This window comes from Pseudomonas sp. 05N433 (assembly GCF_056396925.1).
Genome location: NZ_JBFTML010000004.1, coordinates 102,353 through 125,546 on the forward strand (window position 1 = coordinate 102,353; position 23,194 = coordinate 125,546).

The following is a 23,194-nucleotide window of genomic DNA, read 5'->3' on the forward strand; positions in this document are numbered from 1 at the left end:
AGCGAAACGGTTCAGCCACCGTTATACTGCGACGTTTGCAGCCCGCCAGGACACTTCGACGATGGTCATCGACTCCTTCGACATCAAATCACTGATCCGCCCCGTGATCGACTTCCCCAAGCCGGGCGTGATCTTTCGCGACATCACCCCGCTGTTTCAGTCGCCCACAGCCCTGCGCCTGGTGATGGACAGCTTCGCCCATCGCTACGTCGAGGCCGACTTCACCCACATCGGCGCCATGGACGCGCGCGGGTTCCTGATCGGTTCGATATTGGCGTATCAGCTGAACAAGCCATTGGTGTTGTTCCGCAAGCAGGGCAAATTGCCTGCCGACGTGCTGGCCGAAGGTTACGCGACCGAATACGGCGAAGCCTTCCTCGAAGTCCACGCCGACAGCCTGTGCGAGGGGGATTCGGTGGTGCTGTTCGATGACCTGATCGCCACCGGCGGCACGCTGATTGCGGCGGCCAACCTGGTTCGGCGCATGGGCGCGCGGGTGCATGAAGCGGCGGCGATCATTGACTTGCCGGAGCTGGGTGGTTCGCAACGGCTGGAAGACATGGGGATTGCGACTTTCTGTCTGACGCAGTTTGCGTTGAGCGATAAGTAAGGCAGCGCCTGGAAGGAGTCAGCCCAGACAGCACCGTTACAGCGAAATCGGCTTACGCCCGGCAAACGAATGCGCCAATGTCCCGCCATCCACCAGTTCCAGCTCGCCACCCAACGGCACGCCGTGGGCAATGCGCGAGGCGATCAGGCCCTTGTTGCTGAGCAACTGGGCGATGTAATGCGCCGTGGCCTCGCCTTCCACCGTCGGGTTGGTGGCGAGGATGACTTCGGTAAACGTGCCCGCCTCTTCGATCCGCGCCATCAGTTGTGGAATGCCGATGGCTTCCGGCCCCAACCCGTCCAGAGGCGACAAGTGGCCCTTGAGCACGAAGTAGCGACCGCGAAAACCGGTCTGCTCCACCGCGTACACGTCCATCGGACCTTCCACCACACACAGCAAGGTGTCGTCGCGGCGTGAATCGGCGCATTGCGGGCACAGATCGTCTTCGGTCAGCGTGCGGCACAAACGGCAGTGGCCCACCCCTTCCATGGCCTGGCTCAGCGCCTGGGCCAGTCGCGAACCGCCGCTGCGATCGCGCTCAAGCAGTTGCAACGCCATGCGCTGGGCAGTTTTCTGACCCACACCCGGCAAAATTCGCAGGGCATCGATCAGTTGGCGAATCAAAGGGCTGAAGCTCATGGGGAAAAAGTCCGACATAACAACGAGACGCGGTTTATACCCGCGCCTCTGTTTAGCGTCAAATAGCAGCGCCAATTACTCAGTCGGCGCCACCCGCACCACCAGTTTGCCAAAGTTGCGTCCTTCCAGCAGGCCAATAAATGCCTCGGGCGCGTTCTCCAGGCCGTCGACCACGTCTTCACGGAATTTCACCTTGCCGTCACGCACCCAAGGCGCCATGGCGCTGATGAACTCTGGCTGACGGTCGCCGTAGTCGTCGAACACAATAAACCCCTGAATCCGCACGCGCTTGGTCAGCAGCGTGCGCTGCAATTGTGGCAAGCGATCCGGCCCGCTCGGGGCTTCATGGGCATTGTAGGAAGCGATCAGACCACAAAGAGGAATCCGCGCCTTGGGGTTGAGCAGCGGCAACACCGCATCGAACACCTTGCCACCGACGTTTTCAAAGTAGATGTCGACGCCTTTGAAGCAGGCCAGCGCCAATTCGTCGGCGAAGTCCGGGCGCTTGTGGTCGATGCAGGCATCGAAGCCCAACTCCTCGACCACGTAGCGACATTTTTCAGCACCACCGGCCACGCCGACCACCCGCAGGCCTTTGAGCTTCGCCACCTGGCCGACCACCGAACCCACCGCGCCGGAAGCGGCCGCCACTACCAGGGTTTCGCCCTCTTTGGGTTGGCCAATGTCCATCAGCCCCATGTAGGCGGTCATGCCGGGCATGCCCAACACCCCCAGCGCCATCGATGGACTTGGCAGCCCGGACGGGAGCGGAATGATGTTGCGCCCGTCGCTGATGCTGTGGCTCTGCCATCCCGTGGCGCCGACCACCAGATCGCCCTCCTGGAATTTCGGATTCAGCGAACGCTCGACACGACTGACAGCCCCACCGGTCATTACTTCGCCGATTTCTACCGGTGCCGCGTAGGACGGCGCGTCACTCATACGACCGCGCATGTAGGGATCCAGCGACAGATACAGCGTCTTGAGCAGCACCTGACCGTCGGCCAGATCCGGCAACGCTACCCGTTCCAGGCGGAAATTCTCCGGTGTCGGCGCTCCCACCGGGCGAGACACCAGGACGATTCGTTGGTTGAGGGTCAATGCTTGTGGCATGTGAGCGTCTCCTTGATCGATGAATTTCGGCGGTATAGGGAGCAGACCGTTGTGGGGATGGCGCGTTCGATGTTTCTACTTTTCACTGTGGCGAGGGAGCTTGCTCCCGCTGGGGCGCGTAGCGGCCCCACTCTCTACCTGAAAAGAGGGGGACTGCTGCGCAGTCCAACGGGAGCAAGCTCCCTCGCCACAGGGGTTGGCAAAAACCAGCCGGAAACAAAAATGCCAGGCGCGATGCCTGGCATTTTTTTAACCCATCCGACGCGCGTTGGCGAATCAGAATGGCAATTTCATACCCGGTGGCAGTTGCATGCCAGCGGTCATGCTGCCCATTTTTTCCTGGCTGTTGGCTTCGATCTTGCGCACAGCATCGTTGACGGCGGCGGCGAATACAGCCTCCAGCATCTCTTTGTCGTCTTCGCTCAGGCCTTCGACCAGGCTTGGGTCGATGGTCACGCGCTTGACGTCGTGACGACCGGTCATTACCACGGTGACCATATCGCCACCGGCCTTACCGGTGACTTCGGCGTTGGCCAGCTCTTCCTGCATCTTGGCCATTTTTTCCTGCATCTGCTGCGCCTGCTTCATCAGGCCGGCCATGCCACCTTTCATCATGGGAATCACCTCAAAAGTACTTGGATAAAAACAGCGCCCGGCGAGTGCGGCCAAGCGCCTTCAGTTATTAGCCCTGACTGACCAGGGCTTCGACAGGTTCAATAGTATCGTGACGGACCACCGCCCCGAACTGCTGCATCATTTGCTGGATGAACGGATCGCCATGGATCGACTCCTCGGCCTCGCGCTGACGGTCGGCACGACGCCGGGACGCTGCCTGGGCCGGGGTTTCCTGCTCAGGCTTGATCAGCTCGATGCTCAGGGTCAGCGTGCGCCCGTGGTGCTGGTTCAGCGCATCGTTGAGGCGACGTTGTTGCGTCGCGTTGAACAGGGCGCTGTGAGCCGGGTCCAGATGCAACAGCCAATTGTCGCCATCGACGGCGATCAGCGTGCAGTTGGCGGCGATGCTGCCGGTCATGCCGGACACCGGCAATTTCGGGAACAACTCCAGCCATTGCAGGGCCAGGCCGGTGGCCGGCATCGCGGCCGGTTCAGGCTCGGGCTGCGCCGCAGGTTCGGCGGTGTGCTCACTGGCCAGATCGTCGAGGTAGCTGTAGGCCGAATCCATGTCCGGCTCGATGTAATCCTCGTCCAGCGGCGGCTCGTCATCCAGGTCGATGCCTGGCGTGGCGGCATCGACTTCGGCCACGGACGGTTCCGGAATCGGCGCAGCGGCCCACTCAGGCGCATCCGGCACCACGCTGTCCGGCGTCGGCATGGGCATCGGTGGTAATTCGGGTTGTTCGCCGGCCGTCTCCAGCATTGGCTCGACGGCGGGCTGCTGGACAACCTCGGGCTCTACCGGATCGTTCCAGGGCAGATCGACGACTTCTTCGACCGCTACAGGCTCGACCACGGGCTCGGGCTCAGGCACCGCCACCAGCGCAACAGGTTCAGGCGCAACGGCCGGGACAGGCGCGGGTGCTGGTGCAACCACGGGCGCCACCGGAACCGGTACCACGGCCGCAGCGACTACCGGCGCAACAATCGGCGCGGCAGCCACTGAGTTTGCGGAATCAACTGTGGCCTGGCTGATCCCCACTGGCTTTAGCGGTTGCCTCGGAGCGTCCTCGGTGTCTGCTGGCCGGAATGCGAGCATTCGCAGCAGGACCATTTCGAAGCCGCCGCGCGGATCCGGTGCCAGCGGCAAATCCCGGCGACCGATCAGGCCCATCTGGTAATAGAACTGCACATCTTCGGCCGGCAGTGCCTGGGCCAGTGCCAATACGCGATCACGGTCGCCATGGCCGTTGTCGACACCTTCAGGCAGGGCCTGGGCGATGGCAACACGGTGCAACACGTTGAGAATTTCCGAGAGCACGCCGTTCCAGTCCGGGCCTTGCTCGGCCAGATGGCGCACGGCTTCGAGCAACGCCTTGGCGTCGCCTTCGATCAGCGCATGCAGGACGTCGTAGACCTGGCCGTGATCGAGGGTGCCGAGCATCGCCCGCACGTCGGCGGCCAAAACCTTGCCTTCACCGAAGGCGATGGCCTGGTCGGTCAGGCTCATGGCATCGCGCATCGAACCGTCGGCGGCGCGACCCAGCAACCACAGCGCATCGTCTTCGAACGGCACGTTCTCGACGCTCAGCACATGGCTCAGATGCTCGACCACCCGCTCAGGGGTCATGTTCTTCAGGGAGAACTGCAGGCACCGCGAGAGAATCGTTGCAGGAAGTTTCTGCGGATCGGTGGTAGCCAGGATGAACTTGACGTAGGGAGGCGGCTCTTCGAGGGTTTTCAACAGCGCATTGAAGGAATGGCTGGAAAGCATGTGCACTTCGTCGATCAGGTAGACCTTGAAGCGCCCGCGGCTCGGCGCGTACTGCACGTTGTCGAGCAGCTCGCGGGTGTCTTCGACCTTGGTCCGGCTCGCGGCGTCGATCTCGATCAGGTCGACGAAGCGGCCTTCATCGATTTCGCGGCACACCGAGCACTCGCCACAGGGCGTCGAAGTGATACCTGTTTCACAATTCAGGCATTTGGCGATGATCCGCGCGATGGTGGTCTTGCCGACCCCGCGGGTACCGGTAAACAGGCAGGCGTGGTGCAGCCGCTGGCTGTCCAAGGCATTGATCAGAGCCTTGAGCACATGGGTCTGGCCGACCATTTCGCGGAACGAGCGCGGACGCCATTTACGTGCAAGAACCTGATAACTCATCGAAAACCGTCGCAGCGAAGGAAGCAGAAGCGGCTAATGCTAGCGGAGCAAGGCCAAAATTGCATCCGGTGCGCTCGTCTATTCTGGCTAAGCTGCACTTTGAGGAGCTTTTATCAGCTCAGGCTTGAGCCGTACCGGAGCATTTATGCACTTTGCCTTGGGGGCACTGCTATTCGTCAGCCTGAGCGTCGCGGCCGCCGAAGTGCCGTTGCGCTTTGTCGTGCCGGACAGCTGGGCCATGCCCTTGGTGCAAATCGAGCGCGACCGGCCGACCCAGGGCATTCTGCACGACATCATGCTTAGCCTGGCGACCCAGGTCGGCGCGCCGGCGCAATTTCACGTGTTGCCTCGGCCGCGAGTACAGAACGCCATGGAGCACGGCGAAGCCGATGTGCGCTGTTTCGTCTCACAAGACTGGTTGTCGACCCCGTCCGGCGACTATATCTGGAGCGTTCCGCTGCTGGTTCAGCGCGACATGCTGATTGGCCGGCAAGGCCCACCCGACTCTGTCAATCCAGCGGACCTGCCACGACAGTCGATCGGCACCGTGCTCGGCTATAGCTACCCGACCCTGCAACCGCTGTTCGACGCCGACCGGCTGCACCGCGAGGACGCACGCAATCAGGAACAGGTGCTGGAAAAACTGCTGGCTGGACGCTATCGCTACGCGGTGAGCAACCAATGGACCCTGGACTGGTTCAACCAGCGCCTGCTGCCCGACCAGCAACTGAAAAGTGTCGCGCTGGTGCAGGAACAGCCTATCAGTTGTTACATGCGCAATGACCCCAAAGTGCCAGTACAACGCATTTTGCGTACGTTGCAGCAAATGAAAACGTCGGGGGAGATCAATGACATCATCCGACTCTATACCGGTAACCCGACCCCGTAGCAGCTGCCGAAGGCTGCCATATAGAGCGAGTCAGGCTATTTGATCGAGTGCCTGCCATTGCGACGGGGCGACAAACCCCGCCACCCAGGCCGGCACCTCGGCGGGCGGCATCGGGCGGGCGATGAAATAGCCTTGAGCGACTTCGCACCCCAGTCGCAACAACAGCTCACCGTGCTCAAGGCTTTCCAGCCCCTCGGCAATCACCTGCCGGCCGAATGCCCGGGCCAGGCCAATCACCGCCGTGGTCAGGGCCAGGTCATCCCGGTCATTCAGAATGTCACGCACAAATGACTTGTCGATCTTGATAGTCTGGGTGCGTAAACGCTTGAGATAACTCAGGGACGAATAACCGGTGCCGAAATCACCCAGGGAAAACTGCACCCCCAACGCCTGACAGGCCTGCAAACAGGCGCTGACATGCTGGATATTCTCGATCGCCACCGACTCGACGATTTCCAGGTCGAGCATCCGCGGGGCAACCTGAGCATGCCGAGCGAGTACCTGTCTGAGCCGGTCGACGAAATCCGCGCGCTGAAAATGTCGCGCCGCGATGTTGATACTGATCGGCCAGCCCTGCCCCGCTTGCTGCCAGCGGTGCAACTGCGCCAGCACCTGGTCCATCACCCATTCGCCGATATCGATGATCAGGTCGGTATCCTCTACCAGCGGCAAAAACTCCCGAGGCGGCACCATGCCGTTTTGCGGGTGCTGCCAACGCAACAAGGCCTCGAAACCGACGACCTCGCCACGACGCATGTTCACCTTGGGCTGAAAGTGCAGGCGAAATTCACCGGCGACCAGCGCCTGACGCACCCGCTCGACGGTCTGGTGCGTGGCTTTGACCTCTTGATCCCGGGACACATCGAACAGATGGAAGCGGTTTCGCCCGCGCTGCTTGGCCACATACATCGCCTGGTCGGCGTGGCGCAGCAGGGTTTCGGCATCTTCGTTGTCATGGGGAAACAGGGTGACGCCGATACTGGCAAACACATTGATGTCCTTGCCGTGCAATGTGTATGGCGCCGAGATCGCCCCCAGCACGCGACTCAACGCCGCGCGCAATTCCGGCAGATCACGCACGTAACGCAACACCAGCACGAACTCGTCACCGGCCAATCGCGCCACCACATCTTCGCCGCGCACAATGTCACGCAGACGCTTGGCCACTTCCACCAGCAACATATCGCCACTGGCGTGACCGTAGCCGTCGTTGACCGCTTTGAACCCGTCGAGGTCAAGCATGCACACTGCCAGCGGAATGTTTTCCTGCCGGGAAAACTCCAGCGCCTGATCCAGCAGATCCGACAGGAACGCGCGATTGGGCAGCCCGGTCAGCACGTCATGCCCGACCCGCCATTGCAGGGATTGCAGCAATTGGCGTTTTTCGCTGATGTCGAAACGAATCGACAGGTATCGGTCAACGAGCCCGGTGGTGTCGTCGAGCACCGGCACCATTGTGCTGTCGACCCAATACAACCTGCCATCCTTGGCGCGATTACAGATTTCGCCCTTCCAGACATTGCCCAGAGCAATGGTGCGCCACATGGCAGCGAAGAAATCGGCGGAATGCAGGCCGGAGTTCAGCAGGCGATGGTTTTGCCCCAGCAATTCCTCGCGGCTGTAGCCGGACACGACGCAGAATTGATCGTTGACGTAAGTAATCCGGCCGTTGAGATCAGTCTCGGAAAAAATTGCGGCGGCATCCACGGCCCTGCGGTATTTCTCATCCATGAGTGAGGCTCACTGTCGCTAGCGGAGGTACCGCTCGACCAGTGCAGGATGCCCGGAAGAGATGTTTTGAGACGTACAGCGCAGAGACACGTTATCACTCCATGAACAGCATTTGATGGCCCCTGGACCGCCGAAGATCAACTAGTCTCGGGCAAGGTAGCAACACCGACTCTGGTAACATTTCGCGAGGGTTTCAGACCGCCAACGACTTCTCTGCACACCCGGCAAGGGAAGACAATGCTGGCTGTTTCATATCGCCTAAACTTCAGACAGCAGATCACCAAAACCCCCTCCGAAGCGGCGATTCTACGAAATGCATCACATTTTGCAAAGCAAGGTGATGGATCATGCAGTTGCCTAATGCAAAAATCTATCGTTAAGTTCTTGATTCTAAATGGGAATTGAGCGATGCAAATTTCAAGTTTGGGTCCAGCCATCCGACGCTACCGCAAGGTCGCAGGGCTTACTCAGGCTGAACTCGGCGAAAAAACCGGTTTTGACCCCAAAACCATCAGCCGCTTCGAAACTGGCACCTATACCCCCAGCGTGGAAGCATTGTTCCTGCTTGCCGACGTGCTGGGTGTGAAGCTGAAAGCCTTTTTCGCAGATCTAGGCGACGAGGATGAACAGCGAGCGTACCTGTTCAACGTCATACACAAAGCCACCCCGAAGGATCTGGGAAAGCTGATCGCAGCGGTTGACCAGGCCTTGTCCAAGCCTTGATGCTAACAAATAAAAAAGGAGGCCGACCTGTCGAACGCGACAGATCGGCCTCCTTTTATATATCCCGCTGTTTCATTCGGAAACGACGAAAAGCCGCCCTGGATGAACTCCATGGCAGGTAAAGAAAAACAGTATTTTTAGATAGAAAACACGAGAGAGGGTTCGTGTTGCGTTATGGAGGCAACCCCACCAGCCACACCCCGGCACACAATGTTCCCGCTGTGGCTGCTTCCTTCCGGATCTGACCAGGTTCACGGGTAATCGTTGCGGGGGGACCGATGGGGTCACCATAACGACGCTCACCTGACGGCGAGCCGCGCCATTGTACCTATCTGAGACGAAGTTACAACCGTTCGGGCGGATTAAAAAACATGAGCTGCTTCAAGGACATGCGCCGGCCTTCAAAAGATCGCGACCAGGCCGCGGTCTTTTGATCCTATTGCACCAACACTTCACCCGCCCGGCCGCCCTCTTGCTGGATCACCAGGTGAATGAAGTGCAGCCTGGCGATCACCGCCGGCGGCAAGACGAACGGATAGAAGTCCGGCTGGCCCATACTGCGTGACAACTCGTTGAGCATGCCGGCCAGTTCGATCCACGCGTTGACGAACGACAGGAACGCCGGCCCGCCGGGATGTTGCGGGTCGAACAGCGTACTGGGTGGAAACGGCTGATAGTCGAACTCCATTTCCTGGGCACTCATGCCAAAACACAGAGCGGTGTCCACCGCATCCATCATGTGCAGGTAGTGAGCCCAGGTTTCCGCCCAGTCTTCCCAAGGGTGCATGGTGGCGTAGGCGCTGACCTAATGTTGCTGCCAGTCGAGCGGCGCACCTTGTTGATAATGCTGCTCAAGAGCCTCGGCGTAGCTGGCACGCTCGTCGCCGAACAGGCCGCGGAACGGTTCCAGCCAGGCACTGTTGGCGATCAGTCGGTCCCAGTAGTAATGCCCTGTCTCGTGCCGAAAGTGACCGAGCAGCGTGCGATAGGGTTCGTGCATCTGCACGCGAACCTGCTCGCGGTGGGCGTCGTCGGCTTCTTTGATATCGAGGGTGATCAGGCCGTTGGCGTGCCCGGTGGTCGGCGGCTTGCCTTCGAGGTCGATACCGATGAAATCGAAGGCCAGACCAGCACCTTCGTCCACCGTTTTGGGAATGACCTGCAAGCCCAGGCTGAGCAACTGCGCCACCAGACGACGCTTGGCGGTTTCCACTTTGCGCCAGCGTTCGTGATTCTCGGGAATCGACAGGTCGGGGATGGTGCGATTCAGGCTACAGGCGATGCACAACCCATCGTGATGATTGGCCGGCAATAACCAGTTGCACGCAGCCGGGGAATCGAGATTGGCGCAACGGCGGAAAATACCGGCGTCAGGGTCGGCATCGAGCAACCAGGTATCCGCTTGCGGGCCGGGTTGCAGCGATGACAAGCGACTTTGCTGCGGCTGATAGCCCAGTGCCGCCGAACAGGCCAGGCACTGGCTGTTGCGAAAGAACAGCGACTGCCCGCAGCGACAATGCCAGACCTTGCTGTTGCGCGAACGCTCACCCATGAAGGGCGCGGCGATGCGTGAACTGAGCTGTTCGAAGAAGCGGTACATGGCGATCTCTCTTTGGGGACTGCCAAGACTAGATCATTGCTCAGACATGATCGTTCCCACGCTCTGCGTGGGAATGCCGCCCCGGACGCTCCGCGTCCGCTGTGACGCAGAGCGTCACGGGATGCGTTACCACGCAGAGCGTGGGAACGATCAGTTAAACCGAAATATTGTGCTTGCCAAGAAACTCGACAAACGCCTCTTCATCCAACACTTTCAACCCCAGCTCATTGGCCTTGGCCAGCTTCGAACCTGCGCCCGGCCCGGCGACCACGCAATGGGTCTTGGCCGACACCGAACCGGCCACCTTGGCCCCGAGGCTTTCAAGTTTGTCCTTGGCAACGTCGCGACTCATCAGTTCCAGCGAACCGGTCAGCACCCAGGTCTGCCCAGCCAGCGGCAATCCTTCGACGACTTTTTTCTCGCTCTGCCAATGCATGCCGAAATCGCGCAGCTGCTTTTCAGCGGACTCGGCGAGCTGACGGTTTTCTGCGACCGCAAAAAACTCACGCACCGAGGTCGCCTGCTTCTCCGGCAACGCCTGGCGCATGTCCAGCCAGTCAGCATTCATCACCGCTTCAAGCGAGCCGAATTTGTCGGCAAGCTTCTGCGCCCCGCCCGGCCCGACCGAAGGAATGTTCAGCTTGTCGAGAAAACCGCCAAGCGTGGTGCTTGCAGCGAATTCGGCAGCCAACGCTCCCTGATCCTGAATCTGCAGGCCGTGCTTCAACAGATTGGCGATCACCTGCTGGTTATGCGGGTCTTCAAAGAAGCTGTGAATCTCGTGAGCCACTTCCAGCCCGACATCCGGCAAGTACGTGAGCACTTGTGGCAACGCCTGCTGAACCCGCTCCAGCGAGCCGAGAGACCGTGCAAGCACCTTGGCCGTCTCTTCGCCGACATCAGGGATACCCAAGGCATAGATGAACCGCGCCAGGCTCGGGCGCTTGCTGTCTTCGATGGCGCCGAGCAGGTTCTTGCTCGACAGCTCGGCAAAGCCTTCGAGGTCGACGATTTGTTCGAAGGTCAATGCGTACAAATCGGCTGGCGAATTCACCAGACCTTCGTCCACCAGTTGCTCGACGCTCTTCTCGCCCAGCCCTTCGATGTCCATGGCCCGGCGTGAAACGAAGTGAATGATCGCCTGCTTGAGTTGAGCACCGCAGGCCAGACGGCCGACGCAGCGATACACCGCACCTTCGCTGACAGTCTCGCGACCCTTGCTGCGCTTGACCAGTTGCGTACGCTCGACATGCGAACCGCAGACCGGGCAATGCTCGGGAATCTGTACCGGCCGTGCATCCTCAGGACGACGCTCGATGACCACTTGCACCACTTGCGGAATCACGTCACCGGCGCGACGGATGATCACGGTGTCGCCGATCATCAGCCCCAACCGCGCGACCTCATCCATGTTGTGCAACGTCGCATTGGCCACGGTAACACCGGCGACCTTGACCGGTTTCAAGCGTGCCACCGGCGTCACGGCACCGGTGCGACCGACCTGAAACTCCACATCGAGCAACTCGGTGAGCTCTTCCATCGCCGGGAATTTATGCGCGATGGCCCAACGCGGTTCGCGGGCACGGAAACCCAACTCGCGCTGGGAGGCAATGCTGTTGACCTTGAACACCACGCCGTCGATTTCATAGGGCAGCGCATTGCGGCGTTCGCCGATGTCGCGGTAGTAATCCAGGCACTCATCGATGCCACGAGCCGATTTCAATTCATGACTGATCGGCATACCCCAGGCTTTGAGTTGCTGCAGATTGCCAATGTGCGTGTCGGCGATATCGGCGGAAACCTGGCCGATGCCGTAGCAGCAGAATTCCAGCGGACGGTTGGCGGTGATCTTTGAATCCAGCTGCCGCAAGCTACCTGCCGCCGCGTTCCGCGGGTTGGCGAAGGTCTTGCCGCCCATTTCCAGTTGCGTGGCGTTGAGCCGCTCGAAACCGGCCTTGGACATGAACACTTCGCCGCGCACTTCCAGGGTCGCCGGCCAGCCGCTGCCATGCAGCTTGAGCGGGATATTGCGCACGGTGCGCACGTTGACGCTGATGTCTTCGCCCGTGGTGCCATCTCCGCGAGTGGCGCCGCGCACCAGCATGCCATCCTGATACAGCAGGCTGACCGCCAGGCCATCGAGCTTGGGTTCGCAGCTGTACTCCACCGCTGCGCCGCCACCGAACAGGTCGCCGACCGGCAAGTCCAGACCTTCCGTCACCCGGCGATCGAATTCGCGCATGTCGGTTTCTTCGAAGGCGTTGCCAAGGCTGAGCATCGGCACTTCATGACGCACCTGAGTGAACGCCGACAGCGCCGCACTGCCGACGCGCTGGGTCGGCGAGTCGCTGGTGATCAGTTCGGGATGGGCCGCTTCGAGCGCCTTGAGTTCATGGAACAAGCGATCGTATTCGGCGTCCGGAATGCTCGGCTCATCCAGCACATGGTAGCGATAGTTGTGCTGATCGAGCTCGGCGCGCAGCTCTAGAATGCGGGTTTCGGCGGCAGTCATGGGTGTTCTCTCATAAAGCAAAAGAGCAGCCGAGGCTGCTCAATCTTTTAAATACGGTAGCGCAAAGCTGTGGACACTGTGGCGAGGGAGCTTGCTCCCGCTCGGCGGCGAAGCCGTCGTAAATCCAGTGAATGCGGTGTATCTGGATGGGGCTGCTTCGCGGCCCAGCGGGAGCAAGCTCCCTCGCCACAGAAGCCTGCCCCAGTCATTCGTTTAGCGCTTCTGGGTCAATGCGCGGCGTTCGAACTCGACGATGCGCTGACGGTAGTGCTCAATCGTCTGGGCGGTCAGCACGCTGCGCTGGTCGTCCTTCAGTTCGCCGTTCAGCTCCTGGGACAGCTTGCGTGCCGCCGCCACCATCACGTCGAAGGCTTGCTTCGGATGACGCGGGCCTGGCAGACCGAGGAAGAAGCTCACCGCCGGGGTGCTGAAGTGGTCGATATCATCCAGATCGAAAACGCCCGGCTTGACCGCGTTGGCCATCGAGAACAGCACTTCGCCGTTACCGGCCATGCTTTCGTGGCGGTGGAAAATGTCCATCTCGCCGAAACGCAGACCGCTTTCCAGAATGTTCTGCAACAGCGCCGGGCCCTTGAAGCCGGCCGGGTCGCGGCAGATCACACTGATCACCAGCACTTCTTCGGCTTGTGGCTGATCTTTTTCAGGTGAGCTGGCGGACTTGCGGTCATCCGGGAAATCGTTGTCACGGCTGCTGAAGCTCGGGCCACCGTCCAGGTCCAGGCTGAGGTTCATATCGCCTTGCGACGGCTCGCCATGGCCACGCTTGCCGCGCTTGGAACCCGATTCGCGCGGTTCACGGGCAGGCATGCTCACCGACGGCAGGTCGTGCTCGTCCAGTTGCGGTTCTTTCTGGGTGTCCAGCACGCGGGGCGGGCCCAACAGCTCGGCGCTGGTGTCCTCGTCCGGCAGGTTGGACAGACTTCGGTCAAGACGGAATTTCAGTTTTCCCTTGCCGCCGCGCATGCGACGCCAGCCATCGAAAAGAATACCGGCAATGACAATAATGCCGATGACGATCAGCCACTCGCGCAGACCGATTTCCATGTAATCCCGTGCCTCTATAAAAAATGCTGAAAAATAAGGGGTTTACATTGTGTAAACCGCTTTAAAACGTGGCGCCAACTCTATGTTCTGACAGGCGTTTTGCCCACGTATACGAAAAATTGACATTAAACTAGCACGACCAAAGATAACTTTACACCGTCTGTCACAATGGCTTGCGCGAATATGTCGATTGGCCAGCAAGTCAAGCCAGGTAAAAAAGCCCTACAGCTTAAAATTACCTGTCCTACATGCAATGACTCAGGCGTCCACCATGGCCATCGCCTCCTCCACATCCACTGCCACCAGACGCGAGCAACCCGGTTCATGCATCGTCACCCCCATCAATTGATCGGCCATTTCCATGGCGATCTTGTTGTGGGTGATATAGATGAACTGCACCGTCTGCGACATCTCTTTGACCAGCCGTGCGTAGCGTCCAACGTTAGCGTCATCCAATGGCGCGTCAACTTCATCGAGCATGCAGAACGGCGCCGGATTCAACTTGAAGATGGCAAATACCAGGGCCAATGCGGTCAGGGCTTTTTCGCCACCGGAGAGCAAATGGATGGTGCTGTTCTTCTTTCCTGGCGGCCGCGCCATGATCGTTACCCCTGTATCGAGTAGATCTTCGCCCGTCAGTTCCAAATAGGCGCTGCCTCCACCGAAAACTTTTGGGAAAAGGGCCTGTAAACCGCCATTGATCTGATCAAAGGTATCTTTGAAGCGGTTTCGGGTTTCCTTGTCGATCTTGCGAATCACGTTCTCGAGAGTGTCCAGTGCTTCCACCAGATCGTCGTTCTGGGCATCCAGATAACGTTTACGCTCGGATTGTTGCTGGTATTCGTCGATGGCCGCGAGGTTGATCGCGCCGAGGCGCTGAATCCGCGCGGCAATACGCTCGAGTTCTTCTTCGGCGTCTTTCTCGCTGGCCCCGGCCACCAGGGTGGCGAGCACGCCATTGAGATCGTAGCCATCTTCGAGCAATTGATCCTGCAAGGTCTTGCGCCGCACCGTCAACGCTTGCCATTCCATGCGTTGCTGTTCGAGCTGGCTGCGAATCAACTGGGATTGCTGCTCGGCCTGAGTCCGGCGCTTTTCAGCATCGCGCAGTTCACGGTCGGCGTCTTCCATGGCGATTTGCCCGGTCTTGAGCTCTTCGTCGACGGTCATGCGTTTGTCGAGCAACTCTTCGAGCTTCAGCCGCAGCTCTTCCAGCGGTGCCTCGCCCTCTTCCAGATTGAGGCTCAGCTGTTCGCGCTTCTCGGTCAGGCGCTCTGCCTGCATTTCCAGCCGCTCAAGGGCCTGACGGGTGGAATCGTGTTGCGCCTTCAACGACCCCAGGCGCACCGCCAATTGATGCGCATGGTCCTTGTGCTGCCGGGCTTCCTGGCGCACCCGGTCGAGGCGTTCGCGCAGGCTGTCGCGCTGGGCCAGCAGCAACTCGCGCTGCTCGGTATCCAGCGCCATGCTGTCGAGGGCTTCCTGCAATTGCAGGCGCGCTTCGCCGATGTTTTCGTGTTCCAGGGCGCGCTGTTCGCTGAGCTCGGTGAGTTCTTCATCGAGACGGCTGCGGCGCAGGGTCAACTGTTCGACCTTGGCTTTACCAGCCGACAACTGGGCTTTCAATTCGCCCTGCTGACGCGCTTCGTCTTGCAGCAGACGGCGCAAATGTTCGCGGCCGTTTTCCTGCTGACGCTGTTGCGCCCTGAGATTCTGAAGTTGGGTTTCCAGAGTTTCAACCGTGGCTTCGCGTTCTTCACGCTCCAGGCCCAGCCGTTGGATTTCCTGGCCACGGGCGAGTACGCCGCTTTCTGCCTCGCTAGCCCGACGTACGCGTAAAAAGTGCCTGCCAACCCAGTAGCCGTCGCGGCTAATCAGGCTTTGGCCAGCAGCCAATTGCCCGCGCAAGGCCAAGGCCTGTTCAAGGCTGTCGACCGGTTTGACCTGCCCCAGCCAAGGTGACAGATCGATCTGCGCCTCAACCTTGTCGAGCAAACTGCCGGGCATGCGCACGCCATCGCTGGCCGGGCTGAGCAGGCGCAGATCGCCTTGGGCGAACCCGGCCAGATCGAAATCACCGAAGTCGTCCACCAGCACCGCTTGCAGGTCGGCGCCGAGCACGGTTTCCACCGCCAGCTCCCAACCCGCTTCAACTTTCAGGCCTTCGGCCAAACGCGGACGATCCGCCAGATGCTGTTCGCGCAGCCATTCGGCGGTGCCGGTGCCCGGATCGAGCGCGGCTTGCTGCAAGGCTTCCAGCGATGCCAGCCGACCGTTGAGCCGCTGCAAATCACCTTGGGCTTGCTGCTGCGCCGACAACGCTTGCTGCAACTCCTGACGCAGTTGCTCAAGACGTTCGACTTGCGCCTCTTCACTGGCCTGCAAGTCTTCCAGCGTCGCCTCGGACGCGGCCAACTGCTCGCTGAGCTCCATGATCGCCGCGTCTTCCGGGTCCGCCGAAAGCAGCGCGCGCTCTTCGGCCAGACGCTTCTGGCGATCGGCCAATCGCTCCATGCTGGTTTCCAGCTGCTGGATCCGCGACTGCTGAACTTCAGCCTGGCGACGCGGCTCGGCGGCGGTGAGGTTGAAGGTGTCCCACTGCTCCTGCCAGCCATGCATGGTGGTTTCGGATTCTTCCAGTGCGGCGGCGGCCTCTTCGGCGGCGGCGCTGGTGACTTCCTGTTCCGGCGTGAGCATGTCCAGCTCTTCGCCCAAAGTCAGCAGTAAGGTGCGGTCATGGCCCAAGTGCGATTCGGTTTCCAGCCGCGCGCGCTCGGCTTCTTTCAGATCGTCCTGCAATTGACGCAAGCGCTGCTGACCGTGCTGGATACTCTGCTCGACCCGGGCGATGTCGCCGCCGACCGAATAGAAGCGCCCCTGCACCAGATTGAAGCGCTCGGACAGGTCGTGATGCCCGTCACGCAGGCGTTCAATGGCCGCGTCGGCGTTGCGCTGCTCGGCCACCAGGGCTTCAAAGGTGATTTCCTGGGTGCCGATGATCGCTTCGCGCTGGCCGACCTGCTCGTTCAGCGCCTGCCAGCGCAAGGCTGACAGCTGAGCCTTGAGCTGACGCTCTTCGCCTTTGTATTCCTGATACTTCTTGGCGGCCTCGGCCTGGCGGTGCAAGCGTTCAAGCTGACGCTCGAGCTCTTCGCGCAGGTCGGTCAGGCGGGCCAGGTTTTCATGGGTGCGGCGGATGCGGTTTTCGGTTTCGCGCCGGCGCTCCTTGTACTTGGAGATGCCCGCCGCTTCTTCGATAAAGTTACGCAGGTCTTCCGGCTTGGCTTCGATCAGCTTGGAGATCATCCCCTGCTCGATGATCGAATAGCTGCGCGGGCCGAGACCGGTGCCGAGGAAAATGTCAGTGATGTCACGACGACGGCATTTGGCGCCGTTGAGGAAATAACTGTTCTGGCTGTCGCGGGTCACTTTGCGGCGGATGGAAATTTCCGCGTAGGCGGCGTATTCGCCGATCAAGGTGCCATCGGAGTTATCGAACACCAGCTCGATGCTCGCCTGGCTCACCGGTTTACGGCTGGTGGAGCCGTTGAAGATGACGTCGGTCATCGACTCGCCGCGCAAGTTCTTGGCCGAGCTCTCGCCCATCACCCAACGCACGGCGTCGATGATGTTCGACTTGCCACAGCCATTGGGCCCGACCACCGCCGCCATGTTACTGGGGAAGTTCACCGTGGTCGGGTCGACGAAGGATTTGAACCCCGCCAGTTTGATGCACTTGAGCCGCACGCTTAAGCGACCGTCAAGGCAGAAACCACCAGATCGCAACTGCGCTGGGCATACGCCGTCAGCACCACGCGGATCTGCGCAAAGTCACGGGCCAGCACGGCGGCCAGCAGGCGTTCGAACAGTTCCAGGAACTCGCTCATCGAGGCCTTGCGCTGCTCCAACGCCAGGAAATACGCACGGCTCATGGCCGGCTGCAGATTCTCGACGGTTTCCTGCAAGTACGGGTTGTTGGCGAACGGATACGCGGCACGCATCACGCTGAAGCTGTCGTCGACGAACGTGCGGATGTCCTGGCGTTCGTAGCTGGCGGTCAGGCGCTGCTGGATCTGCAGGAATGGCGCCATGTCGGCCTGGACTTGCCAACCGCTGGCCACGGCATTGCCGAGCAATATGTACAACTCGCTCATCAGCGTGCACAGGCTCTGCACCTTGTGCGCCGTCAGTTCGGTCACGTGGGCGCCACGTCGCGGCAAAATCGCGATCAAGTGGCGGCGCTCGAGGATCAGCAAGGCCTCACGGACTGAACCGCGGCTGACATTGAGGGCCAGCGTGACCTTCTGTTCCTGGATGCGCTCCCCCGGCTTCATTTCGCCGCGAATGATACGTTCGGCGAGGTGGTGAGCGATTTGCTCGGCGAGGCTGTCCGGCGCCTTGAACGTCATGGTTGTCCTTCAAACTCTTCGATCTGCACAAGCGGCGCAGTGTAGCGCAATTGAGGGGTCATGGCGGAGTGCCCACCCAGCGGTTTTTGGCACGATTCAAGCAAAAAGCAGGCTATCCCGTGAGGGTCAATAATGAAGGAACGAGTCGTTGATCGACAAAATGCCATTTCCTGACCTTTAAGTCAGAAAATCATTGACCGGAAAGTCAGACCTGATAAATTCGGCTCATGTCGGTTAACAACAATAATGAGTTTGCGAGGCCATCCGTGATCCAGTTTTTACTCAACCAGGAACTCCGTAGCGAGCACGCCCTGGACCCGAACCTGACTGTGCTCAATTACTTGCGCGAACATGTGGGCAAACCCGGCACCAAAGAAGGCTGCGCCAGCGGTGACTGTGGCGCGTGCACTGTGGTGGTCGGCGAGCTGCAGACGGATGACGATGGCCGCGAACACATTCGCTATCGCAGCCTCAACTCGTGCCTGACCTTTATTTCGTCGCTGCACGGCAAGCAACTGATCAGCGTCGAAGACCTCAAGCACCAAGGCCAACTGCACAGCGTACAAAAAGCCATGGTCGAGTGCCACGGCTCGCAGTGCGGCTTCTGCACCCCGGGCTTTGTCATGTCGTTGTTCGCCCTGCAAAAGAACAGCGATCAACCGGACTCCCACAAGGCCCATGAAGCGCTGGCCGGCAACCTCTGCCGCTGCACCGGTTATCGGCCGATCCTGGCCGCCGCCGAGCAATCCTGCTGCAACAAGCAACCGGACCAGTTCGATGCTCGCGAAGCGCAAACCATCGCTCGCCTGAAAGCCATCGCCCCCACCGACATCGGTGAACTCAACAGTGGCGACAAACGCTGCCTGGTGCCGTTGACCGTGGCCGATCTGGCCGACCTCTACGACGCTTATCCACAGGCCCGCCTGCTGGCCGGCGGTACCGACCTGGCGCTGGAAGTCACGCAATTCCACCGCACCTTGCCGGTGATGATCTACGTCGGCAACGTCGCCGAAATGAAGCGCATCGATCGCTTCGACGATCGCCTGGAAATCGGCGCCGCCACCGCCCTCTCCGACTGTTACGACGCTTTGAAGGCCGAGTACCCGGACTTCGGCGAATTGCTGCAGCGCTTCGCTTCGTTGCAGATTCGCAACCAGGGCACCCTCGGCGGCAATATCGGCAACGCCTCGCCGATCGGTGACTCGCCACCGCTGCTGATCGCCCTTGGCGCGCAGATCGTGCTGTGCAAAGGCGAGACTCGCCGCACCCTGGCCCTGGAAGATTACTTCATCGATTACCGGGTCACCGCACGCCAGGAAAGCGAGTTCATCGAGAAGATCATCGTGCCCCGCGCCAGCGCTGAACAACTGTTCCGCGCCTACAAGGTGTCAAAGCGTCTGGACGACGACATTTCCGCAGTCTGCGCAGCATTCAACCTGCGCATCGACAATGGCGTAGTCGCCGACGCCCGCGTTGCTTTCGGCGGCATGGCGGCCATCCCGAAACGTGCGAAAAACTGCGAAGCCGCGCTGGTTGGCGCACCGTTCAACAACGCCACCATTGAACGCGCCTGCGCCGCACTGGCCGAAGATTTCACACCGCTCTCGGACTTCCGCGCCAGCAAGGAATACCGCCTGCTCAGCGCGCAGAACCTGCTGCGCAAATACTTCATCGAACTGCAAACACCGCACATCGAGACTCGGGTGACCGCTTATGTCTAATCATCACGCCGTAGAGAAGACCCAAGCCGAACTGGCTGAATTGTTCGCCAAGGACCTGACCACCGGCGTCGGCCGCAGCGTCAAGCACGACAGCGCCGCCAAGCATGTGTCCGGTGAAGCGCAGTACATCGACGATCGGCTGGAATTCCCCAATCAGCTGCACGTATACGCACGGCTGTCGGATCGCGCCCACGCGAAAATCATCAGCATCGACACCCAGCCCTGCTACGCCTTCGAAGGCGTGCGCATCGCCATCACCCACGAAGACGTGCCGGGCCTGAAAGACATCGGCCCGCTGTTGCCGGGCGATCCGCTGCTGGCCATCGATGATGTGCAGTTCGTCGGCCAACCGGTTCTCGCCGTCGCCGCGAAAGACCTGGAAACCGCGCGCAAAGCCGCGATGGCAGCGATCATCGTATACGAAGACCTCGAACCGGTTCTGGACGTGGTCGAAGCCCTGCGCAAACGCCATTTCGTGCTCGACAGCCATACCCACCAGCGCGGCGATTCGGCCAATGCCTTGGCCACTGCCGAGCATCGTATCCAGGGCACGCTGCACATCGGCGGCCAGGAACACTTTTATCTGGAAACCCAGATCTCCTCGGTGATGCCGACTGAAGACGGCGGGATGATCGTTTACTGCTCGACCCAGAACCCCACCGAAGTGCAGAAACTGGTGGCCGAAGTGCTGGACGTGTCGATGAACAAGATCGTCGTCGACATGCGCCGCATGGGCGGTGGTTTCGGCGGCAAGGAAACCCAGGCGGCAAGCCCGGCGTGCCTGTGCGCGGTGATCGCGCACCTGACCGGTCAACCCACAAAAATGCGCCTGCCGCGTGTTGAAGACATGCTGATGACCGGCAAGCGTCACCCGTTCTACGTCGAGTACGACGTAGGCTTCGACAGCACCGGCCGCCTGCACGGCATCGCCCTGGAGCTGGCCGGTAACTGCGGTTGCTCACCGGATTTGTCGGCGTCGATTGTCGACCGCGCGATGTTCCATGCCGACAACTCGTACTACCTGGGCGATGCGACCATCAATGGTCACCGCTGCAAGACCAACACCGCATCGAACACCGCTTACCGTGGCTTCGGTGGCCCACAAGGCATGGTTGCGATCGAAGAAGTGATGGACGCCATAGCCCGTCATCTGGCCCTCGATCCGCTGGCGGTGCGCAAGGCCAACTACTACGGCAAGACCGAGCGCAACGTCACCCATTACTACCAGACCGTCGAGCACAACATGCTCGAGGAAATGACCGCCGAACTGGAAGCCAGCAGCCAGTACGCCGAGCGTCGCGAAGCGATTCGTCGCTACAACGCCAACAGCCCGATCCTGAAAAAAGGCCTGGCGCTGACCCCGGTGAAATTCGGTATTTCCTTCACCGCCAGTTTCCTCAACCAGGCCGGTGCGCTGGTGCATGTCTACACCGACGGCAGCATCCACCTGAACCACGGCGGCACCGAGATGGGCCAGGGCCTGAACACCAAGGTTGCACAAGTGGTGGCTGAAGTATTCCAGGTGGAAATGGACCGGGTGCAGATCACCGCGACCAACACCGACAAAGTGCCGAACACCTCGCCGACCGCCGCTTCCAGCGGCGCCGACCTCAACGGTAAAGCCGCACAGAATGCCGCGGAAATCATCAAGAAACGCCTGGTGGAATTTACCGCGCGACAATACAAGGTCAGCGAAGAAGACGTGGAATTCCACAACGGTCATGTGCGGGTTCGCGATCACATCCTGACGTTCGAAGCGCTGATCCAGCAGGCGTATTTCGCCCAGGTGTCGTTGTCGAGCACTGGCTTCTACAAGACTCCGAAAATCTACTACGACCGCAGTCAGGCTCGCGGTCGGCCGTTCTACTACTACGCCTTCGGCGCGGCCTGCGCCGAGGTGATCGTCGACACCCTGACCGGCGAGTACAAGATGCTGCGTACCGACATCCTCCACGACGTCGGCGCCTCGCTGAACCCGGCCATCGACATCGGTCAGGTCGAGGGCGGTTTCATCCAGGGCATGGGCTGGCTGACCATGGAAGAACTGGTGTGGAACGACAAAGGCAAACTGATGACCAACGGCCCGGCCAGCTACAAAATCCCGGCCGTGGCGGACATGCCGTTGGACCTGCGGGTGAAGCTGGTGGAAAACCGCAAGAACCCGGAAGACACGGTGTTCCATTCCAAGGCTGTGGGTGAGCCGCCGTTCATGCTTGGCATCGCCGTCTGGTGCGCGATCAAGGACGCCGTGGCGAGTTTGGGCGACTACCGGCATCAACCGAAAATCGACGCGCCGGCGACGCCAGAGCGGGTGTTGTGGGGCTGTGAGCAGATGCGTCAGTTGAAGGCGGTGAAGGCCGTCGAAACTGAGTCGGAAGTAGTGGTTTGATCGTTCCCACGCTCTGCGTGGGAATACAGCCCGCGACGCTCTGCGTCGCATTGTGAACAGCGGACGCGGAGCGTCCAGAGATGCATTCCCACGCCGAGCGTGGGAACGATCTTGAGAGGTGAACATGTATAACTGGATCGACGCCCTCGCCGACCTGCAAAACCGGGGTGAACCCTGTGTGTTGGTGACCATCATCGAAGAGCTCGGCTCGACGCCGCGCAATGCCGGCTCGAAGATGGTCATCAGCGCCACGCAAACGTTCGACACCATTGGTGGCGGGCATCTGGAATACAAGGCCATGCAGATCGGCCGCGAGATGCTTGCCAGCGGCCGGCAGGACACCCATCTGGAGCGCTTCAGCCTCGGCGCCAGCCTGGGCCAGTGCTGCGGCGGCGTGACCGTGCTGCTGTTCGAACCGATGGGCCAGGTGCAAGCGCAGATTGCTGTATTCGGCGCCGGACACGTCGGTCGGGCGCTGGTGCCGCTGCTCGCCAGCCTGCCCTGCCGGGTGCGCTGGATCGATTCGCGGGAAGCCGAATTCCCCGAACAGATCCCCCACGGTGTGCGCAAAATCGTCACCGAAGAACCGCTGGATGAAGTCGATGACCTGCCCGCTGGCAGCTACTGCATTGTCATGACTCACAACCACCAGCTCGACCTCGAACYCACCGCCGCGATCCTCAAGCGCAACGACTTCGCCTACTTCGGCCTGATCGGTTCGAAAACCAAACGGGTGAAATTCGAACACCGCCTGCGTGATCGTGGTTTCGACAGCGCCGTGCTGCAACGCATGCGCTGCCCGATGGGGCTGGGCGAAGTCAAAGGCAAGTTACCTGTGGAAATCGCCATCTCCATCGCCGGCGAAATCATCGCCACCTATAACGCGAATTTCGGCCAGCACACCGCCAGCGCCGGATCATCGATCGCCAAACTGCTGCCTGCTTCGCGCCGCAGCCAAGCTTCTAACTGAAGAGCTTCGAACTGAAAAGCCTCGAATTGAAAAGCTTCGAACCAATT

General features: G+C 60.4%; 15 protein-coding genes, 1 other RNA gene and 2 pseudogenes. 6 read left to right on the forward strand and 12 right to left on the reverse strand.

The window, feature by feature from the left end; genetic code table 11:
* The first annotated feature begins 61 nt into the window (after nt 1-61).
* The gene (locus AC1DIS_RS02615) at nt 62-610 is read left to right on the forward strand and encodes an adenine phosphoribosyltransferase (protein WP_086945126.1); all 549 of its coding nucleotides are present in this window, start codon (nt 62-64) and stop codon (nt 608-610) included.
* Nucleotides 611-646: 36 nt separating this feature from the next.
* On the opposite strand, the gene recR is transcribed toward AC1DIS_RS02615, so the two are convergent.
* The 5 genes and pseudogenes from recR to dnaX form a co-directional block, all read right to left on the reverse strand.
* Nucleotides 647-1,249: a recombination mediator RecR gene (recR, locus tag AC1DIS_RS02620; protein ID WP_064619124.1), complete on the reverse strand. Its 603-nt coding sequence runs from the start codon at nt 1,247-1,249 to the stop codon at nt 647-649.
* Nucleotides 1,250-1,324: 75 nt separating this feature from the next.
* Nucleotides 1,325-2,323: an NADP-dependent oxidoreductase gene (locus tag AC1DIS_RS02625; protein ID WP_370741117.1), complete on the reverse strand. Its 999-nt coding sequence runs from the start codon at nt 2,321-2,323 to the stop codon at nt 1,325-1,327.
* Nucleotides 2,298-2,387 (reverse strand): annotated as a pseudogene (locus tag AC1DIS_RS02630) (hypothetical protein); the annotation flags it as partial. The gene AC1DIS_RS02625 and the pseudogene AC1DIS_RS02630, both read right to left, overlap by 26 nt.
* A 251-nt stretch (nt 2,388-2,638) precedes the next feature.
* Entirely contained in the window at nt 2,639-2,977 is a 339-nt protein-coding gene (locus tag AC1DIS_RS02635) for a YbaB/EbfC family nucleoid-associated protein (RefSeq protein ID WP_018925290.1), read from the reverse strand.
* Between the two features lie 67 nt (nt 2,978-3,044).
* On the reverse strand, nt 3,045-5,138 hold the full coding sequence (gene dnaX / locus AC1DIS_RS02640) for a DNA polymerase III subunit gamma/tau (RefSeq protein WP_477780752.1): 2,094 nt from the start codon (nt 5,136-5,138) through the stop codon (nt 3,045-3,047).
* A 145-nt stretch (nt 5,139-5,283) separates the two neighbouring features.
* Here dnaX and AC1DIS_RS02645 point away from each other — a divergent pair, with 145 nt between their 5' ends.
* On the forward strand, nt 5,284-6,027 hold the full coding sequence (locus AC1DIS_RS02645) for a substrate-binding periplasmic protein (protein WP_018925288.1): 744 nt from the start codon (nt 5,284-5,286) through the stop codon (nt 6,025-6,027).
* 30 nt (nt 6,028-6,057) lie between these two features.
* Here AC1DIS_RS02645 and AC1DIS_RS02650 read toward each other — a convergent pair whose 3' ends face one another.
* Nucleotides 6,058-7,758 carry a putative bifunctional diguanylate cyclase/phosphodiesterase gene (locus AC1DIS_RS02650; protein ID WP_477743784.1) on the reverse strand — a complete coding sequence of 567 codons (1,701 nt, stop codon included), beginning with the start codon at nt 7,756-7,758 and terminating at the stop codon, nt 6,058-6,060.
* Nucleotides 7,759-8,166: 408 nt separating this feature from the next.
* Here AC1DIS_RS02650 and AC1DIS_RS02655 point away from each other — a divergent pair, with 408 nt between their 5' ends.
* A complete protein-coding gene (locus tag AC1DIS_RS02655; RefSeq protein ID WP_018925286.1) occupies nt 8,167-8,481 on the forward strand; it encodes a helix-turn-helix domain-containing protein in 315 nt (104 codons plus the stop codon).
* A 184-nt stretch (nt 8,482-8,665) separates the two neighbouring features.
* On the opposite strand, the gene ffs is transcribed toward AC1DIS_RS02655, so the two are convergent.
* The 6 genes and pseudogenes from ffs to AC1DIS_RS02685 form a co-directional block, all read right to left on the reverse strand.
* An RNA gene (gene ffs, locus AC1DIS_RS02660) (signal recognition particle sRNA small type) lies at nt 8,666-8,762 on the reverse strand.
* 155 nt (nt 8,763-8,917) lie between these two features.
* A pseudogene (locus tag AC1DIS_RS02665) lies at nt 8,918-10,081 on the reverse strand (zinc-binding metallopeptidase family protein).
* A 154-nt stretch (nt 10,082-10,235) separates the two neighbouring features.
* Nucleotides 10,236-12,593 carry an NAD-dependent DNA ligase LigA gene (gene ligA / locus AC1DIS_RS02670; protein ID WP_086945129.1) on the reverse strand — a complete coding sequence of 786 codons (2,358 nt, stop codon included), beginning with the start codon at nt 12,591-12,593 and terminating at the stop codon, nt 10,236-10,238.
* A 213-nt stretch (nt 12,594-12,806) separates the two neighbouring features.
* Nucleotides 12,807-13,658 (reverse strand): cell division protein ZipA, encoded by an 852-nt coding sequence (gene zipA, locus AC1DIS_RS02675; RefSeq protein WP_018925283.1) that lies wholly within the window; start codon nt 13,656-13,658, stop codon nt 12,807-12,809.
* A 258-nt stretch (nt 13,659-13,916) separates the two neighbouring features.
* On the reverse strand, nt 13,917-17,405 hold the full coding sequence (gene smc / locus AC1DIS_RS02680; RefSeq protein ID WP_477780753.1) for a chromosome segregation protein SMC: 3,489 nt from the start codon (nt 17,403-17,405) through the stop codon (nt 13,917-13,919).
* A gap of 2 nt (nt 17,406-17,407) precedes the next feature.
* Nucleotides 17,408-18,067 (reverse strand): GntR family transcriptional regulator, encoded by a 660-nt coding sequence (locus tag AC1DIS_RS02685; RefSeq protein WP_064619154.1) that lies wholly within the window; start codon nt 18,065-18,067, stop codon nt 17,408-17,410.
* 266 nt (nt 18,068-18,333) lie between these two features.
* Between AC1DIS_RS02685 and xdhA the strand changes: the two genes are divergently transcribed.
* The 3 genes from xdhA to xdhC all read left to right on the forward strand — a co-directional run bounded on the left by xdhA (nt 18,334) and on the right by xdhC (nt 23,147).
* Nucleotides 18,334-19,788 (forward strand): xanthine dehydrogenase small subunit, encoded by a 1,455-nt coding sequence (gene xdhA / locus AC1DIS_RS02690; RefSeq protein WP_477743786.1) that lies wholly within the window; start codon nt 18,334-18,336, stop codon nt 19,786-19,788.
* Nucleotides 19,781-22,177, forward strand: coding sequence for a xanthine dehydrogenase molybdopterin binding subunit (gene xdhB, locus AC1DIS_RS02695; RefSeq protein ID WP_477743787.1), 2,397 nt, complete (start codon nt 19,781-19,783; stop codon nt 22,175-22,177). The genes xdhA and xdhB overlap by 8 nt, the downstream gene beginning before the upstream one ends.
* 124 nt (nt 22,178-22,301) lie before the next feature.
* Nucleotides 22,302-23,147 (forward strand): xanthine dehydrogenase accessory protein XdhC, encoded by an 846-nt coding sequence (gene xdhC / locus AC1DIS_RS02700; protein ID WP_477780754.1) that lies wholly within the window; start codon nt 22,302-22,304, stop codon nt 23,145-23,147.
* Nucleotides 23,148-23,194: the final 47 nt, after the last annotated feature.